Source organism: Shewanella sp. VK101 (assembly GCF_056497865.1).
Genome location: NZ_CM151402.1, coordinates 1,443,224 through 1,460,245, shown reverse-complemented (window position 1 = coordinate 1,460,245; position 17,022 = coordinate 1,443,224). Strand labels below are relative to the sequence as shown.

General features: G+C 50.3%; 13 protein-coding genes and 2 pseudogenes. 13 read left to right on the top strand and 2 right to left on the bottom strand.

The genetic code is table 11. The features are described from left to right. Positions 1 to 21 precede the first annotated feature (21 nt). From dxs to ACSHSR_RS06535, 3 genes are all read left to right on the top strand, one after another. Entirely contained in the window at positions 22 to 1,887 is a 1,866-nt protein-coding gene (gene dxs, locus ACSHSR_RS06545; protein WP_144191629.1) for a 1-deoxy-D-xylulose-5-phosphate synthase, read from the top strand. A 123-nt stretch (positions 1,888 to 2,010) separates the two neighbouring features. Further along, on the top strand, positions 2,011 to 3,336 hold the full coding sequence (locus ACSHSR_RS06540; RefSeq protein ID WP_208191067.1) for an IS4 family transposase: 1,326 nt from the start codon (positions 2,011 to 2,013) through the stop codon (positions 3,334 to 3,336). Positions 3,337 to 3,478: 142 nt separating this feature from the next. Continuing rightward, entirely contained in the window at positions 3,479 to 4,603 is a 1,125-nt protein-coding gene (locus tag ACSHSR_RS06535; RefSeq protein WP_025012018.1) for a patatin-like phospholipase family protein, read from the top strand. A gap of 7 nt (positions 4,604 to 4,610) precedes the next feature. Here ACSHSR_RS06535 and ACSHSR_RS06530 read toward each other — a convergent pair whose 3' ends face one another. Then, positions 4,611 to 5,549: a hypothetical protein gene (locus tag ACSHSR_RS06530; RefSeq protein WP_413734019.1), complete on the bottom strand. Its 939-nt coding sequence runs from the start codon at positions 5,547 to 5,549 to the stop codon at positions 4,611 to 4,613. 158 nt (positions 5,550 to 5,707) lie between these two features. Further along, the gene (locus ACSHSR_RS06525; protein WP_208149835.1) at positions 5,708 to 7,654 is read right to left on the bottom strand and encodes a monovalent cation:proton antiporter family protein; all 1,947 of its coding nucleotides are present in this window, start codon (positions 7,652 to 7,654) and stop codon (positions 5,708 to 5,710) included. 188 nt (positions 7,655 to 7,842) lie between these two features. On the opposite strand from ACSHSR_RS06525, the gene dgcS reads away from it, so the two are divergent. From dgcS to ACSHSR_RS06475, 10 genes and pseudogenes are all read left to right on the top strand, one after another. Then, complete coding sequence (gene dgcS, locus ACSHSR_RS06520; RefSeq protein WP_306440256.1) at positions 7,843 to 8,730, top strand: diguanylate cyclase DgcS; 888 nt, start codon at positions 7,843 to 7,845, stop codon at positions 8,728 to 8,730. 2,638 nt (positions 8,731 to 11,368) lie between these two features. Further along, positions 11,369 to 12,370 carry a hypothetical protein gene (locus ACSHSR_RS06515; protein WP_115390096.1) on the top strand — a complete coding sequence of 334 codons (1,002 nt, stop codon included), beginning with the start codon at positions 11,369 to 11,371 and terminating at the stop codon, positions 12,368 to 12,370. Positions 12,371 to 12,473: 103 nt separating this feature from the next. Further along, positions 12,474 to 12,986: a hypothetical protein gene (locus ACSHSR_RS06510; RefSeq protein ID WP_479631356.1), complete on the top strand. Its 513-nt coding sequence runs from the start codon at positions 12,474 to 12,476 to the stop codon at positions 12,984 to 12,986. Beyond that, a complete protein-coding gene (locus ACSHSR_RS06505) occupies positions 12,967 to 13,353 on the top strand; it encodes a hypothetical protein (RefSeq protein ID WP_479631355.1) in 387 nt (128 codons plus the stop codon). Before ACSHSR_RS06510 ends, ACSHSR_RS06505 begins: the two co-directional genes overlap by 20 nt. A gap of 106 nt (positions 13,354 to 13,459) precedes the next feature. Then, the gene (locus tag ACSHSR_RS06500) at positions 13,460 to 13,825 is read left to right on the top strand and encodes a hypothetical protein (protein ID WP_479631354.1); all 366 of its coding nucleotides are present in this window, start codon (positions 13,460 to 13,462) and stop codon (positions 13,823 to 13,825) included. A 38-nt stretch (positions 13,826 to 13,863) separates the two neighbouring features. Then, a pseudogene (locus ACSHSR_RS06495) lies at positions 13,864 to 14,104 on the top strand (transposase); the annotation flags it as partial. Between the two features lie 196 nt (positions 14,105 to 14,300). Beyond that, a complete protein-coding gene (locus tag ACSHSR_RS06490; RefSeq protein WP_479631353.1) occupies positions 14,301 to 15,290 on the top strand; it encodes a transposase in 990 nt (329 codons plus the stop codon). Between the two features lie 421 nt (positions 15,291 to 15,711). Continuing rightward, the gene (locus tag ACSHSR_RS06485) at positions 15,712 to 15,978 is read left to right on the top strand and encodes a hypothetical protein (RefSeq protein ID WP_335900184.1); all 267 of its coding nucleotides are present in this window, start codon (positions 15,712 to 15,714) and stop codon (positions 15,976 to 15,978) included. A 126-nt stretch (positions 15,979 to 16,104) separates the two neighbouring features. Next, positions 16,105 to 16,623: a DUF4303 domain-containing protein gene (locus tag ACSHSR_RS06480; RefSeq protein WP_264920150.1), complete on the top strand. Its 519-nt coding sequence runs from the start codon at positions 16,105 to 16,107 to the stop codon at positions 16,621 to 16,623. A gap of 115 nt (positions 16,624 to 16,738) precedes the next feature. Further along, positions 16,739 to 16,979, top strand: a pseudogene (locus tag ACSHSR_RS06475) (transposase); the annotation flags it as partial. Positions 16,980 to 17,022 lie beyond the last annotated feature (43 nt).

Sequence of the window (17,022 nt, the reverse complement as noted above, 5' to 3'; positions counted from 1 at the left end):
AAAGAGACAAAGTATCTCGTTATGAGTCTGGATATCACTCAGTTTCCTGTGCTGGCACAGGCCAATACCCCGGAAGAGCTGCGTCAGCTTCCACAAAGCCTGCTTCCTCAGCTGGCCGACGAGCTCAGGGAGTTTTTATTAAAATCTGTGGGCATGTCGAGCGGTCACTTTGCTTCAGGGTTAGGCACTGTAGAGCTGACCGTGGCGCTGCATTATGTCTACAACACCCCGTTTGACCGCCTGGTCTGGGATGTGGGTCATCAGGCCTACCCGCATAAGATTCTTACCGGTCGTCGCGATCGCATGCCTACCATACGCCAAAAAGGCGGCCTGCACCCTTTCCCCTGGCGGGAAGAGAGTGAGTACGACACCTTCAGTGTTGGTCACTCGGGCACCTCGATTTCGGCCGCGCTGGCAATGGCTGTCGCCGCCGATAAAGAGCAAGCCGGCCGTAAAGTGGTAGCCGTCATAGGCGATGGCGCCATGACAGGCGGCATGGTGTTTGAAGCCATGAACCACGCCGGCGATCTGCACAAAGACATGCTGATGGTGCTCAACGACAACGAGATGTCTATCTCGGAAAACGTCGGCGCCCTCAACAACCACCTGGCACAGCTGATGTCCGGCCGCTTCTACACCACAATACGTGAAGGCGGCAAGAAGGTACTCAAGGGCATGCCCGTCATCAAAGAGATGGCGCGCCGCACCGAGGAACACCTGAAAGGCATGGTGGTTCCGGGAACCCTGTTTGAAGAGCTGGGATTCAACTACATAGGCCCTATCGATGGCCACGATGTGGATGCCCTGGTGGAAACCCTGCGCAACATGCGCAGCCTCAAGGGGCCACAGGTACTGCATATCATGACCAAGAAAGGCAAAGGTTATGAGCCGGCAGAGAAAGATCCCATAGGCTGGCATGCGGTGCCCAAGTTTGACCCTTCACTGTTTTGCAAGCCGGCCACCAAGCCGGGAAAACCCAGTTTTTCCCAGGTGTTCGGCAAATGGCTGTGCGACATCGCCGCCAAGGATGACAAGGTACTGGGGATCACCCCGGCCATGCGTGAAGGCTCCGGCATGGTGGAGTTCTCCCAGAAATTCCCCGAGCAATACTTCGATGCCGCCATCGCCGAGCAACATGCTGTGACTCTGGGCGCGGGCTTTGCCTGTGAAGGCTATAAGCCGGTAGTGGCCATTTACTCCACCTTCCTGCAGCGCGGCTATGATCAGTTGATCCACGATGTGGCACTGCAGCGCCTGCCGGTGCTGTTTGCCATTGACCGTGGCGGCATTGTGGGCGCCGATGGCCCAACCCATCAGGGGGCCTTCGATCTCAGCTATCTGCGCTGCGTACCCAACATGGTGATAATGGCACCATCCGATGAAAACGAATGTCGGCAGATGCTTTACACCGGCTACTGCTACGATAAGGGCCCAAGCGCAGTGCGCTACCCTCGCGGCAGTGCGACCGGCGCCGAGCAGGTTGAAGAGATGACGGCGATGGCGATAGGTAAAGGCCTTGTCAGACGTCAGGGCAAACAGATTGCCATTCTCAACTTCGGCACTACCCTGGCTGCCAGCCTGGAAGCCGCCGAAACCCTGGATGCCACAGTCGCCGATATGCGCTTTGTCAAACCCTTGGATGAAGATTTGATCAGGGAACTGGCCGCCAATCACGACTTGCTGGTAACAGTGGAAGAAAACGCCATCATGGGCGGCGCCGGCAGTGGCGTGCTCGAGTATCTGGCCAGCCAGGGGATCTGCAAGCCTGTGTTGCAAATTGGCCTGCCGGATGAATTTATCAAGCACGGCTCACCGGAAGAGATACTGACTGAGCTCAAGCTGGATGCCAGTGGTATTCTCGAGCAGATCCAAAACCGGCTCGCATAAGATAAGCATCCGCTATCATTAAAAAAAACCGCCTCAGGGTAATGCCGATCAGTTAAGACAGATCGCTTGACGATCTCACTGAAAGGATCAAAATCCGATGACCCCATGTCATCGGATTTTTTTATGCAACTTTCAGAAGCTTTGGCGCGTACTCATATCAACCGTCTTACCGAATTCACCTGTCTGGCCGATGTACTTGAGCCCGATTTAATTCAGTCGTGCCTTGATTCACATGGTGTTGCCAGTTTAAGGCGACGTAAGTTACCTATGGATGCCATGATTTGGGCGGTGATTGGTATGGCTCTGTTCAGAGGCGAGTCCGTCCGCTCACTCATCAATAAGCTTGATATCGTCTTACCGCAAGAGGTGGATTACGTTGCGCGCAGTGCTGTCACGCAAGCGCGCAAGCGGCTGGGCTCTGACGTTGTTCAGGATGTGTTTAAGCGAAGTGCCAAGACCTGGCATGAAAGAGCAGAACATCCGCATTGGTGTGGGCTCAACCTCTACGGTGTCGATGGTATCGTATGGCGAACACCTGATAGTGAGCAAAACAATCAGGTGTTCGCCAAAACCGCCAACGCTTCTGGTGATGCTGCCTATCCTCAAATTCGCATGGTTTGCATGATGGAGTTAAGTAGCCACTTGGTATTGAACAGTGCCTTTGATTCTGTTGCTGTCAGTGAAATGAGTTTAGCCGCTGAACTGATATCAAGCATACCTAATAACAGCCTGACGCTGTTTGACAGAGGCTTTTATTCGTTGGGACTTTTGCACGCCTGGCAACAGGCTCAACCGAACAGCCACTGGCTGCTGCCGTTGAAGAAAGGGACGCAATATGAAGTGGTACGCTCTTTAGGAAAACACGACCAACTGGTGCAGTTAGCCACCACGCCTCAAGCCAGAAAGAAGTGGCCTATGCTACCTGACAATATTGAAGCTCGCTTACTGACAAAGACGATAAAAGGTAAGTCGGTTTCCATTTTGACCTCATTAACGGACCCATTGCGTTATCCGGGGGCAGAGATAGCGGATTTATATGCCCATCGATGGGAGATAGAAGTGGGCTATCGGGAGATGAAGCAGCATCTTCTGGAGAGTCGCTTTACGTTACGCAGTCAATTGCCAGAGCTGGTTATCCAAGAATTGTGGGGAGTACTGTTGGCCTATAACCTCATCAGATACAAGATGGTGTTGATGGCTAAGAGCTTACCGTCGTTACATCCGAACCAATTAAGCTTTAGAGATGCATCGAGTTATATCATTTTTAAACTGACTCAGCTGTCATCTCAAATGCCTGGGAATGTTCCGAGAGAGGTCTTGGACATAGTGCGTAATGCGAGGCAGTTCAAGCTTGATGGGAAACGGGATAGAGCCTATCCACGTGCGTTAAAAATGAGTAAAAACAAGTATCCCATTAAGCCTAAGAAAAATGCCGTTCACACTAAGTGAACGGCATTACGCCTCAGGGCGGTTTTTTGCTTCTCCGACCACAGGAAAGCCAGCTAGAGTTAAACTGAACTAGCCAAGCAGTGGCGACAATACTATATCTTGGCATTCTCTTATGGTTCTGGGCTTTAGCAAAGGAGGCGCTGTGCCGGAAAGCAGGGCTTTGGTGTTGGGGGGCGGTGGTGCCAGAGCGGCCTATCAGGTTGGGGTGCTCAAGGCATTGGTGCAGTTTTATCCCCGCAATCACGCCATTCCATTCAAGATTGTTTGCGGCACTTCGGCCGGAGCCATCAATGGTACCGCCATCGCCACCCATGCATCCTGTTTTCACCTTGGGCTGAGAAAGCTGGAATGGATCTGGCGTAATATCCACACTGAGAAAGTCTACCGCGCCTCCAATACCGGCGTGCTGGCACATCTGGCCAAGATGGCCCTTCGTGGCATGCAGGGAGATCTGGTCAATACCGACGCCGGCAGTTTGCTGGACAATGAACCCTTGCGGCAACTGCTCAATGAGCTGATTAACTTCGAGCGAATCGATCGCAACATCCGCGGCGGCTCCCTGATGGCACTGAGCATTGACACCTCCTGCTACAACAGCTCGCGCTCCGTGACCTTCTTTCAGGCCCACAAGGAGCTGGAGAACTGGCAAAGGGCAAGACGCAGCGGCGAGCGCACCCGGCTGCACACAGAGCACCTGATGGCCAGCTCCGCCATTCCTTTGGTGTTCCCCTCAATTAAGCTGTCCCAGTCTTACTATGGCGATGGCTCGGTGCATCAATTGGCGCCGCTGTCCAGCCCGATACATCTGGGCGCCAAGCGGATCATGGTGATCAACCTGGACAGCCCACACAAGAACACGCCCCTTGAACTGGATTATCATCCGAAGACGGCCACCATTGCCGGTCATCTGCTGGATACCATCTTTTCCGATACCCTGAATTCAGATCTGGAGCGGCTCAGGCGCATCAACAGCACTCTGGCGCTGGTGCCGGAACAGAGTCGCCAACAGTTGGATTTGAGGCCGATTGATACCTTGGTGATTAAACCCAGTGAAGATCTCAGTGAGCTGGCCAAGCGTTACTATCAGGAGATGCCCTTCGCCATTCGTCGACTGCTGGCTTTGATTGGCATAGACAGCCAGTCGGACACCAGTATTGTGTCTTATCTGCTGTTTGAGAACGCCTACACAGGCGCCCTGATAGATTTGGGATATCAGGATGCCATGTGCCAGATTGATGAATTGAAAGCCTTTTTCGATATCAGTTGAGCATGAGTCAGGCGAAAAAGATGAGTAGGGCCACCACCAGCAACACTGATACCAGAGTCACGGCAAAGGTTGGTGTGGAGCCTTGCTCCCGCTCATTGGCGGTCACTGCTATGTTCTCAGCCCCCTGCTGTAAACCATGGGAATCGCTCTCCGGATTGTCGACTGTGGTTTGCACTATGTGGTGGCGCTGAAACTGAATAAAGGGCTGGTTTGGGTCACCGACATAGAGACGCACTTCCCCCGTTTCACTTCGGCTCACCAGCGGCGGCAGTATGGTCAGCGCATCCAACTGATAATCCAGGGTCAAATCTCTCAGTTGGACAAGCTTATAGCCCAGCGCCTTGGCCTGATCCTGCAAGGCGGCCGACATCTCGTAGCTGGCCAGCTCGGCGTCGAGAACTACCAGCTTACCGGGTTTGCCATCGGGCTGTTGCCACAGACAGTCGGCCAGCCAGATCCCCTTGAGTGAGGCGTAACGGGCAAACAGTGCTTCCACCAGCTCCCAGGCGTCGGCCTCTCCGGTGAGCCAAGGGCTGATTTCCACATTGTTGACCCGCAGCACGCAGTCTTCACCATTGAGGCGCCCCGCCATATAGCTCAGGTAGGCTTGCTGATCTTCCACCGGCAGCACGAGTTTGCCTGCCAGCTCCAGCAACAGCACCTCATTGAAATGAGCGGTCAGAATAAGCCGTTGCCAATGCATGGGTTTGAGATAGTAATCCGCCGGTTGTTTAAGATTCTCTGCAAGCACCCGGCTCGCCTCCTGCTCATCCATCATGGGAAGGTAGGCATAACAATGACTGGCCTCTTCATTGCCATCGATATTCACCGGCAGGATCAGCGGCACATCGCCATCACGGCAAAACAGCAGCTGCTGGGTAGAAGTCAAAATCTCAAACAGTTCCTCGAACGAGATATCGAGGCCATCATTACTGTCATGGGTCACGGTTGCCAACTCCTTGTAGGTCACTCGGGTTTGCGCTTATTCTGGAAAAGTCGCTGCAACATATGCAGCCAAGCAGTCCTTCCCGGCATTCAGCTCCACAAAGGTCGCAGAGTACCCCATTTAACGTGCAAATAAAACCAACGCCAGCGGCCGGGCAATCAGCCTTGAAGCAAAATAACTTCGGCCTTCTCCACCCTTCTGGGCTTGCCGCGAATAAGCAAGGTATCACCGGCGCGGAACTGCCAATCTTCATCCGGCGGCTCGTACTCCCTGCCGCCGCGGCGCACTGCTCTCAGTTCCACCCTGAGCTGTTGCCAGGGGATCTCGGCACTGAATTTCCCCACGGCACTGGCGCCTCTTGGCAAAGCCACTGCATGTAGTAATTCGAGAGAGAAGTCGGCTTCCTCACCGGAAAAGAAACCGTGCAGATACTGATAATGATTGCGCCGCTCCGACTCCAGCCGTTTGAGGATCCGCGACAAGGGTACCCCTGACTGATACAACACCTGAGATACCAGCATTAAGCTGCCTTCCAGAGTTTCCGGAATAACCTGACTGGCACCGGCCTGCTCCAGTTGCTCAAGCTCGCTGTCATCCCGGGTTCGCACCATAATCCGCGCCTCGGGCGCCAGTTGCCGACACAGTACCAAGGCCTCTTCCAACTGCGGCTGCTCGCAAAAGGTCAGCACTATACTCTTGGCGTGGCGCACATTGGCTTGTTTGAGCAAACTGCGTTTACAAGCATCGCCGAAATACACAGGCTCTCCGGCCCGGCGTGCCTCGGCAACCCGGGAGGGATCCCGGTCGAGGGCAATAAAAGGGATAGCTTCGGCCTTGAGAAACCGCCCTATGGTCTGCCCAACCCGGCCATAACCCAGCAGCAGAACCAGATCTTGCTGGGGATCCAAAGGCGGCAGGTTTTCTGCCGGTTCCGGCCTGGGTTTAAGGCCCTGCAGCAGCCTGGCTATGTCTATGCTATGACGCACCAATGCCGGCGCCAGTGCCATGGACAGTACGGCAACCATCACCAAAGTGTTACTGACACTGGGGGCCAACAAGTGATAACTCACCGCCAGGGCCAGCACCACGAATGAAAACTCCCCCACCTGTGCCAAGCTGAGGCCGGTGGACATGGCCACCCTGAAAGGCTCTTTAGCCAGCCTCAGCAGGGCAAAGACTATCGCCGTCTTGCCGATAATCACCGCCAACAGCAACAGTAAAATTTGCCACCAATAGGCCAGCACCAGACTGAAGTCGAGCAACATACCTATGGAGATAAAGAACAGCCCCATCAAGAGATCCCGAAACGGGCGAATATCCGCCTCCAACTGGCGCCGGTACTGGCTCTCCCCCAGAAGCATCCCGGCCATAAAGGCCCCCAATGCCATGGACAACCCCAGCCACTGGGTAAAGGCGCCGGTCAAGAGCGCCACCACCAGAGTCGATAACACAAACAGCTCGTTGGAGCGGGAGCGGGCAACTTCATCAAACAATTTGGGCAGAGCCCACTTACCAAAAGCCATCAGCACAATAAAGGCCAGGATCCCTTTCCCCAGAGCTGCCCCAAGCTGCAGGGCAGTCAAAGGCTCGCTGCCATCGGCAAGCAAAGGCAGCAGAATAAGCAAGGGCACCACGGCCAGGTCCTGGAACAGCAACACACTGACCGACAGTTCGCCATGGCGGCGCTTGAGCCAGCCCTTGTCGTTGAGCAGTTTCAGCACTATGGCGGTGGAAGACAAGGCTGTCACTGAACCTATCACCAGCGCCTGAGTCACGTCGCTGATAAAGAGTAATCCGGCCCCCATGGCCAGCAAGGTGGTCAATACCACCTGAGCACTGCCGAGGCCAAATACAGTGCGGCGCATGGCCCAGAGCCTGGGTACAGAAAACTCCAGTCCCAGGGTAAACATGAGTAGCACCACCCCAAGTTCGGCCACCGACTGCATCTGGTGCTGCGAAAACCAATTGAATCCGGAAGGACCGCTGATAACCCCCGTCAGCAGGTAGGCCAGAATAGCGGGCAAGCCTATACGCCTGAGCAAGGCTATCGCCGCTATGGCAATAACCAGCATCAAGAGGATCTGGATAAAGAATCCATGTTCCATGCGCACTCCCCTGCTCTCTAAGGTTCAATTCATTATTTTGTCGGCGTCAAATACTTGTCACATGAACATTGTCTGTAACACTCCTAAGCTTAACTCAATGAGATCTATATACAAATCAGACAAAAGCCTATCAGGCACGCATTTTGCGTTGTAACAGTCGTGAAAGGTTCTGCCTTATTGGAGTATTTATGATGGACTTTGGTCTGGCAACAGAGTTTTACCCTGAAGACTATCAGTATCTGTCTGATCAACCTCAGGCTATCCGTCCCAAGATGGATCTGCTGCAGGCGGTTCAGCGGTTGCATGCGAGTCTCGATCCCCGGACAGTATTTGCCTGCTATGGCAAACTGCTGCAACAATATTTGCCGGTACAGGGAGTACAGCTGCGACTGAAAGGACATCAATTTCACTGGGGGCGTACTTCTCAAAGTACGGTGAGCAGAGAACTGGTCAGTAAACTGGGCACCGCCAAGCTGCGCTACCGGTTGCAAAGGGTGTTGAGCCCGGTGGAGCAGGCAGAGCTTGAACAGATAGAAGCCCTGCTGTCACAGCCGCTGTTCAACGCCATCGCCTATTCGCAGATGTCGGAGCAGGCGATGTTTGATTCCCTGACCGAGCTTGGCAACCGCCACTATTTCGGTCAGTGTATCCGTACCTCGCTCGCCAGAGCCGGACGGGCTCACAGCCCGATATCTCTGGTGGTGCTTGATCTGGATAATTTCAAGCAGCTCAACGACAGTCTCGGCCACAAGTTTGGTGACAGAGTGCTGACTCAGTTCGGCAAGCTGCTTAAGTGTGGCATCCGCAATGCCGACCAGGCTTTTCGCATAGGTGGCGACGAGTTTGTGGTATTGGTGGAAGGCAATCTGGAGTCGGCGGTGCGCATGAGCGAGCGCCTGCTCGAAATGCTCGCCAACGAAACCCTGTTTCACCGCCACGGCATCGCCTGCAGCATAGGCATAGCCGCCTGGAGCGCCGGAGTAAATCAGGATCAACTGTTTGAACAGGCCGACCGTGCACTTTATCGCGCCAAGGCCGCCGGCCGTAACAGATACTGTATAGCGACTCGCGACTGAGACGAGCCGGCGATTGACTAGCCCGCGATTGAGACTAGTAAGTCGCGGCGCATTGCCCCTCGATTTGCCCCTAGACCAAGAGGACTCTCTTGGTTTTCATTTCGACCGCGCGGATTTGGCACTCAAATCCATCTGGGGCTCGTGCTCATAGGTGTATTCGCCCTTAGCCACGTTATTTGCACCAACGGCTGTCGGCGACATCGAGAGGGATTGGTGCAATTCTGTTAGCACTGAGTAGCTTGAAACATCTGAAGTGCTTGCAGCGAGTCACAGGATCGCCTGTGCATAAGGCAGTTCTCTAACATCCTGTTCTTCACTGCATTCGGGCTTCCTGCCCATCCCTGCGGCAGGTGATTGGCTACAACTTAGCTAGCCGCTAGGATCAAGTTCATTGGTGAGTTTTGGCTTAAAGCCATGATAGCCGCTGTGCCAGCGGCCCAAAGTCGTGGTGTTCCACACCACACCGGGCAAGGGGCTTTGCTTGTCCAAAGCCCCTTGCATCCCCAAGGACACCCCGACGTAGCCGAAATCCCCACTGGCTTATGAAGCAAATTGGCTACACTCAGGACTCGCATCCTTGCTCGACCTTCGAGCCTCGACATCCCTGTCTCGGCTACGCCGATTTGCAACAACGCCAGCGGCGGCTCCGAAGGGGAGCTGGTGCAATTCTGTTAGCGCTGAGTAGCTGGAAACATTTGAGAGTTCTGCAGACATACACCTCATTTCCAGGCACAGGCGGAACTGTGACCTTCCGAGCCAGGGATGGCGAGGCAGAGCTTTACAGGGACGTACTCGCAGCGAGTCACAGGATCGCCTGTGCGGGAGCGCACCGCAGGTGATTGGCTACAACTTAGCTAGCCGCTAGGATCAAGTTCATTGGTAAGTTTTGGCTTAAAACCATAAATAGCCGCTGTGCCAGCGGCCTAAAGTCGTGGAGCTTCACCCCACACCCAACCAAGAAGGGATCAACAGCAATCCCCTCTTGGATCTCCCTTGCCGCCCCACACACTGTCGAAAGCCCCTCGGCCTTATGGCACAAATAACTATCGCTTCAGACGCTCCGAGTCACATCCATGTGACTCTGACCCAACTCAACATCCTGTCTCGCGCTCGTTAGCTCGTCGCTAAGCGACACTCGCCCCTGATTAACTGGCGCAGAATGGGCAACTGCCGGACAGGAGTCCCAATGCAGTGAAGGGCAGGACGCCCGTGAACGGCCATGCCTCAGCCACGTTATTTGCGCCAACGGCTTTCGGCGACACCGAGGGGGGGGACTGGTGCAATTCTGTGAGAACTAACTTGTTTGAAGCTACCTATATGCCCACAGAAATACGCCCATATTCCAGGCACAGGCGAAACTGTGACCGTCGAAAACAGGGACGTTTTCGTCGAGGCTACATGGACGTATTCACGCCGTGTCACTGGATCGCCTGTGCGAAAGGCGCACCGCAGGTGATGGACTACATCGTGGCCGGAAGCTCGCCAATACTAACTTAGGAACTTTTAGCTGGAAGCTATATTAGCCGCTGTGCCAGCGGCCTAAAGTCGTGGAGCTTCGCCTCACACCCGACCAAGAAGGGATCCCCTCTTGGATCTCCCCTTGCCGCCCCACACGCTGTCGAAAGCCCCTCGGCCTTATGGCACAAATAACTATCGCTTCAGACGCTCCGAGTCACATCCATGTGACTCTGACCCAGCTCAACATCCTGTCTCGCGCTCGTTAGCTCGTCGCTAAGCGACACTCGCCCCTGATTAACTGGCGCAGAATGGGCATCTGCCGGACAGGAGTCCCAATGCCGTGAAGGGCACGAGGCCCGTGAACGGCCATGCCTCGCTACGCGATTGTCATCAACGCCATGCGGCCGCTTCGAGCGGGAGTTGGTGCAATTCTGTGAGAATGGAGTAGCTTGAAATATCTGACGTGCTTACAGAAATGCAGCTCATTTTCAGGCTCTGGTTCTAGTTCTGGTGGGACTATGACCGTCGAAAACAGGGAAGAATGCAAACCCCCAGTCAATTCCGCTTCAAAAACACCCCAAATCAGGGTTTTGTTGCCTTTGTCAAAACTTGACCTTTGGCTAATTGTTTTCACATTCAGTACTGGCTATTGTAAAGCTAATTCAAGCGCTTAGCTTTAGCGCTTCCTTAAGCTTAAGGCCTAAAGCAGCAACACTTTTCCGTTTTCAGCGGAATGCAGGGACGAACAGAGTTTGGACCCGTGCGGTAGCCATGGCTTTACTTAACGTTTTTTGTAAGACCTGGGTTTTAGGGCGCTTGGTTTTAAGGCCCTTATTTGCAGGGCTTGAAGCGCTCATGGTAAGTGCCTAAGAACTGATTTTCTATGCAGTATTATTGACGTTCTAGGAAAAATGCCGGAAATTTGCAGCTAAGTTTGCGCGTTATTTCTGTAACATTTTAGAAAATACTATTAAATTCATAACGTTAAAAAATACAGCTGGTAGATAATAGGTTTGGAAACCGCGCATGCGCGTTTAGCTGCAAGGGATATTAGGACTAAACTCTATTATATCCAGCGAATACAAACAGATAGCGATGCGCGTTTACACTCCTCCGAGGACTAAAACGCGCATGCGCACTATACAGCTGTTAGCTGTAATCAATAAGAAGGACATCGAATATGGGATGGAAAGGAACAGTTCGTTCAATTGGTGCGGCTGTTCGCGCTGCTGAACGAGATGCGAAAAGAAGGCAAAGGGAGCTTGAAAGGCAGCAAATTCAATTTGAGAAAATGCAAGAGCTAGAACAGGCTGCTTACGAAGTGGAAGTCTATGAAAACCATATTGATGTCATTCAATCAACCCACAAAGAGTGTAGCCCTCCAATAGACTGGAATAAGATTGCATCATCAAAGCAGCCTACCGAACCCAAAAGAGGCAATGAAAATGAATCGAAAGCACGTCAATCATTGAAATCCTATAAACCTGGAATTATAGATCGTCTATTAAAACGAGAGGAAAAGAAAAGATCGTTGCTTTCCCAAAAAGTTGATGAGGCTATTAAGAAGGATGAGATCAACTATAAGTCTAGTGTCTCAAAATGGGAAAAAGACACAACTGAATGGAAAGAAAGCGTAGCTATAGCTAAAGCCCTTTTAGATGGTAAGGCAGAGGCTAAAATTGAAGCAATTGAAAATCTCCAGCCATTCACAGAAATCTCTAATCTCGGTTCAAGTTTGTCAATCTCCGTCTACGACAATGGGATCTTAGAGGCAACAATAAATGTTCATGGCACTGAGATAGTACCATCCGAAACGAAAAGTTTACTTAAAAGCGGTAAGCTGTCTGTTAAAAATATGCCCAAGGGAAAATTTAATGAAATATATCAAGATTATGTATGTAGCTGTGTATTGCGTGTAGGCAATGAGCTGTTTTCAGCTATTCCTGACAATCTTGTTATAGTTACGGCTGTAGATGAGTTACTTAATTCTCAGACAGGTCATTTAGAGGATGCTCCAATTTTGTCTGTCGCAGTGTCACGTAGCACAATAGAGCGTCTTAATTTAGAAGCTATTGACCCATCAGATTCTATGGATAACTTTAAGCACAATATGTCGTTCAAAAAAACCAAGGGATTTGAGCGAGTTGAGCGTATTGATCCAGAAGGGCTAGATTGTGCATAGCCCAACAGCTAACAAACACATCAAAAATCGCTCCACTTCGTTGCGCTGGATCTCCCTATCGGTCGGCCTTTTATGTGGGTATTAGCAGTATCAAGAGGAAACAATGAAGTTCTCACATAGATTTGGGTTTGATCCAGAATACAAGAATGAACCTATCAGCCAAGATGCTCCCAAATGGTTGAAAAACATATTTTTTCTAAAGGTGTTAGAGCCACTATTGTATGAAGATGGTGACAGCCGCGTTAGCAATGATGATCAAAAGCCGTTAGGAGTAAAGTCTCTTATAGAGCGTCTGTGTGCTGAAAACGGTCAGGAAACTGATCAAGAAGACTATGACTCTTGGACATGTTGGGATGCCCTCAAGTTTAGAGTGGGAGATCTAGAATGGTATCAATTTTATGATGCCGTTGAGATCATAGGTGAGTTAATCAAAGCTAATGAATACTTGTACTCAGATATATTAGGCAGCAATGACTTTGAGTCATTTATGTACGTATCATATCGGCAGAAAGTGAATGATCTATTCTCTCATCATAAAGTGCAATGGAAACTTAGTGACTCTGGTAGCCTGGAGCTCTTTACCAAAAGATTTAGAAGTGAGAGTTCAGCAAACTGATAACCAGCTAAAAGACCAATTTGAACCAGCAAGAAAACATTATGCTAAGGCTAGATCTTATATTCTGAGCCCATCAAAAGACCCTGAAAACTCAATAAAAGAATCTGTGAGCGCTGTAGAAAGCGTCTGTAAGGCAATGTATCCCAAAACAGTGACACTGGGTGATGCTCTGAAATCAATGAAAAGAGAGCAAGTGATTTCACCAATGTTAATTACAGTATTTGAAAAGTTTTACGCATATACAAACTCAGAGCCTGCTGTCAGACATGGGAGTAATAAAGAGTCAAAGGTACTCGAATATGATGCAGAACTTGCACTTCATATGTCAGCGGCTTTTATTCGTACGATAATACAGCGCAGACGTTAAAAATACAGCTAGCAATGTGTTCAAATTCGTTCGCGTTGTACACTGTGACCTTCGCAGCTATGCTGCTACGGCCCCTTAACACGGTGTTAGCTATCTCGGAGAATCGATGTCCCATTACATTTCAATATCAAGCTTAAATGTGCAACTGATGAGCCTTGCCAGTCTAGCTATAGCCGGTGAAGATTTATGTCGTAGATATATGTATAAATCAAACATTAGCATGTACGACAAAGAATCATACTCAAGAACCTTGAAGCTTTCCGTGTCCGAATCTTTAATAGAGCTAGCAGTCAAGCTCAGAACATTTGATGAGTTTTGCCCATTCGACCCAGAAAATGATATCGATATTTATGAGAACAAAACCAATAAGGAATCTAAGAATTTAAGATTTATTTGCAACAAAATCATTCAAAGAAAAGACGAAAAGACAGGACAGCCATATCTTTTTGATGTTTCGCACAGTCTTGACTAGGCTTTGAAATACCCATCAAAGCTCAGTCGAGGTTGGTTATGACCACCGCCCGTCGTCAGTTGATAGATGCTGAAAGTACGCCCTTTTACCACGTGATTAACCGTTGCGTCAGAAGGGCATTTTTGTGTGGTGAAGATGCACTGTCGGGGCGCAGTTACGAGCATAGACGTGGCTGGATAGTGGATAAAATCAGGCAGTTGTCGTCAATATTCTGCATCGACGTTTGCGCTTATGCGGTTATGAGTAATCACTACCATTTGGTGCTCAAAATCGACCTTGCTGCGCAACAATCGTTGTCGCCATTTGAAGTTATTGAGCGTTGGACAGGGCTCTTTAGTGGCAATCCCGTGGCGGCAAAGTTCCTCAAGGGCGATAGTCTCTCAAGAGAAAAGACAGGACAGCCATATCTTTTTGATGTTTCGCACAGTCTTGACTAGGCTTTGAAATACCCATCAAAGCTCAGTCGAGGTTGGTTATGACCACTGCCCGTCGCCAGTTGATAGATGCTGAAAGTACGCCCTTTTACCACGTGATTAACCGTTGCGTCAGAAGGGCATTTTTGTGTGGTGAAGATGCACTGTCGGGGCGCAGTTACGAGCATAGGCGTGGCTGGATAGTGGATAAAATCAGGCAGTTGTCGTCAATATTCTGCATCGACGTTTGCGCTTATGCGGTTATGAGTAATCACTACCATTTGGTGCTCAAAATCGACCTTGCTGCGCAACAATCGTTGTCGCCATTTGAAGTTATTGAGCGTTGGACAGGGCTCTTTAGTGGCAATCCCGTGGCGGCTAAGTTCCTCAAGGGCGATAGTCTCTCAGAAGGTGAGCGAATACTGTTGGATACGCTGATTAGCGATTGGCAGGAACGCCTTGGCAGTATCAGTTGGTTTATGCGCTGTTTAAACGAAGATATCGCCCGCAAGGCCAATCGAGAAGATGGCTGCAAGGGCGTATTTTGGGAAGGACGCTTTAAGTCGCAGGCGCTGCTCGATGAACAGGCGCTGCTGGCCTGCATGATGTATGTGGATTTAAATCCTATTCGCGCAGGTATTGCAGATTCGCTGCAAACTTCTGACTACACCTCCATTCAGGAGCGCATAGAAGAAGTTGCTGAGCCTGCATCTGCCAACACTTCACTTAAGCCACTGCTGCAATTTGATGGTGCAGCAACTACCGCCGAACAAAGCGGCATTCCGTTTCACTTTGCTGACTATCTGGAGCTGATTGATTGGACAGGCCGGGCGGTGCGGGAAGACAAGCGTGGCTTTATTGCCTCTTCAAGGCCCAAACTGCTGCTTGAGCTTGGTATCAGTGACGATGCCTGGATAACTTCCGCCAAGGAGTTTCGCCGTCAGTACAGTGGCATGAGTGGCCGATGGGATGCGATGTGTGCCATGAAGGCCAAATATGGCGGTAAATGGTGCCGGGGTAAGCAACAAAGCCAAGCAATACATCCCCATTAACCTTAAACCCTTGGTGATTTTGCAGAAACAGGCTTAAGCCTGCCGAAAGCATGCCTGGCAACGACAATTCTGCGTGAATCTCCGAAAGTGAGCCTCCCTGAGAGTCTCATTTCCAAAAATACGTCGCTATTTATCAGAGACGGCCCCCCTGCAGCGTGCTTCCTTGCGGCTTAGAAAGTGTTTAGGATGTCTTGTATGTTTGACATTTTAGAAAATAGCATCAAATTCATAAGGTTAAAAAATATAGCTGGTAGATAATAGGTTTGGAAACCGCGCATGCGCGTTTAGCTGCAAGGGATATTAGGACTAAACTTTATTATATCCAGCCAATACAAACAGATAGCGATGCGCGTTTACACTCCTCTGAGGACTAAAACGCGCATGCGCACTATACAGCTGTTAGGTATACAAGGAAAGTTCAGTGCCAATTTATATCAAAGTAGATGGTTCAGGTGAAAAACTAGCTCATCTTGCAGAAGGTGATTGGGAATTACCTTCTCAGATAGAAGCACTTGAATCCTGGCTGCTCACAAATCCTCTCAATCTCGCACCAGCAAAGTACATAGCAGATCTTGGTTTTAGCATAAGAGAGAATGCATGTGGCGGCGGAGCAATATTGTCACCAGAAGCAATGTCTATAATGGGTCGCCTAGGTATCAAGCTGTACTTATCAGAGTACGGTGAGTAATGTATACCTAACAAACCAAGTCAGCGGGACACTAACACGTAGGCTCCCGTCACTTCGTTCCGTATTATAGCCTACGTTTTATTGCCCCTGCTTGGGGCGTTATGCGCCATCGGAGTAGAAATTACCATGGAACCAATTAAAAAGCATGATTTGGTAGATGCGCTCGTAAGTGCTTCAATTCCGAGTATTGAAAAATTTTTCGAAGAACATGCTGAAGAAAAATTCTTTGGCTTCGCGGTAGAGATACTTGCAGAGGAAGGCTACTTTCATGTGTGTGCTAGCTCCGAAGAGTCCTTTCAATCAACAATTGATTCATACTCCAAGTCCGGAGAATCAATGGAAGAGATAATGGGAGAAGGTATTCGCTGGAATAACCAAGAATGGCAATACTTTGATCTGAATTACGATTGCCAGATTTGGCAAGACAAATGGGAATCTATGCTAGAGAAGCTCAACAAATACAAAGAGCATATGCGAAACTTAATTGATTCGGAGTGGGATTCTGCGCAGGAGGAGTTTAGTTTACTATTTCAAAGCGCAGGAGAGGAGGCTTATCACCAAATTATCGATTCTGGCGTACTAAATAGTGTAACAAAAACACATGATTTTAGAGCTTGGGTTTTCGAACATCACGATGTTTTTTAAAAAATCGCATAACAAAAAGCTGGAGAAACAAAGACAACAAAGACAGGACAGCCATATCTTTTTGATGTTTCACACAGCCTTTGAAATCCCCATCAAAGCTCAGTCGAGGTTGGTTATGACCACTGCCCGTCGTCAGTTGATAGATGCTGAAAGTACGCCCTTTTACCACGTGATTAACCGTTGCGTTAGAAGGGCATTTTTGTGTGGTGAAGACTCTCTGTCGGGGCGCAGTTACGAGCATAGACGTGGCTGGATAGTGGATAAAATCAGGCAGTTGTCGTCAGTATTCTGCATTGACGTTTGCGCTTATGCGGTTATGAGTAATCACTACCATTTGGTGCTCAAAATCGACCTGGCTGCACAACAAGCGTTGGACAGGGCTCTAATGGCAATCCTGTG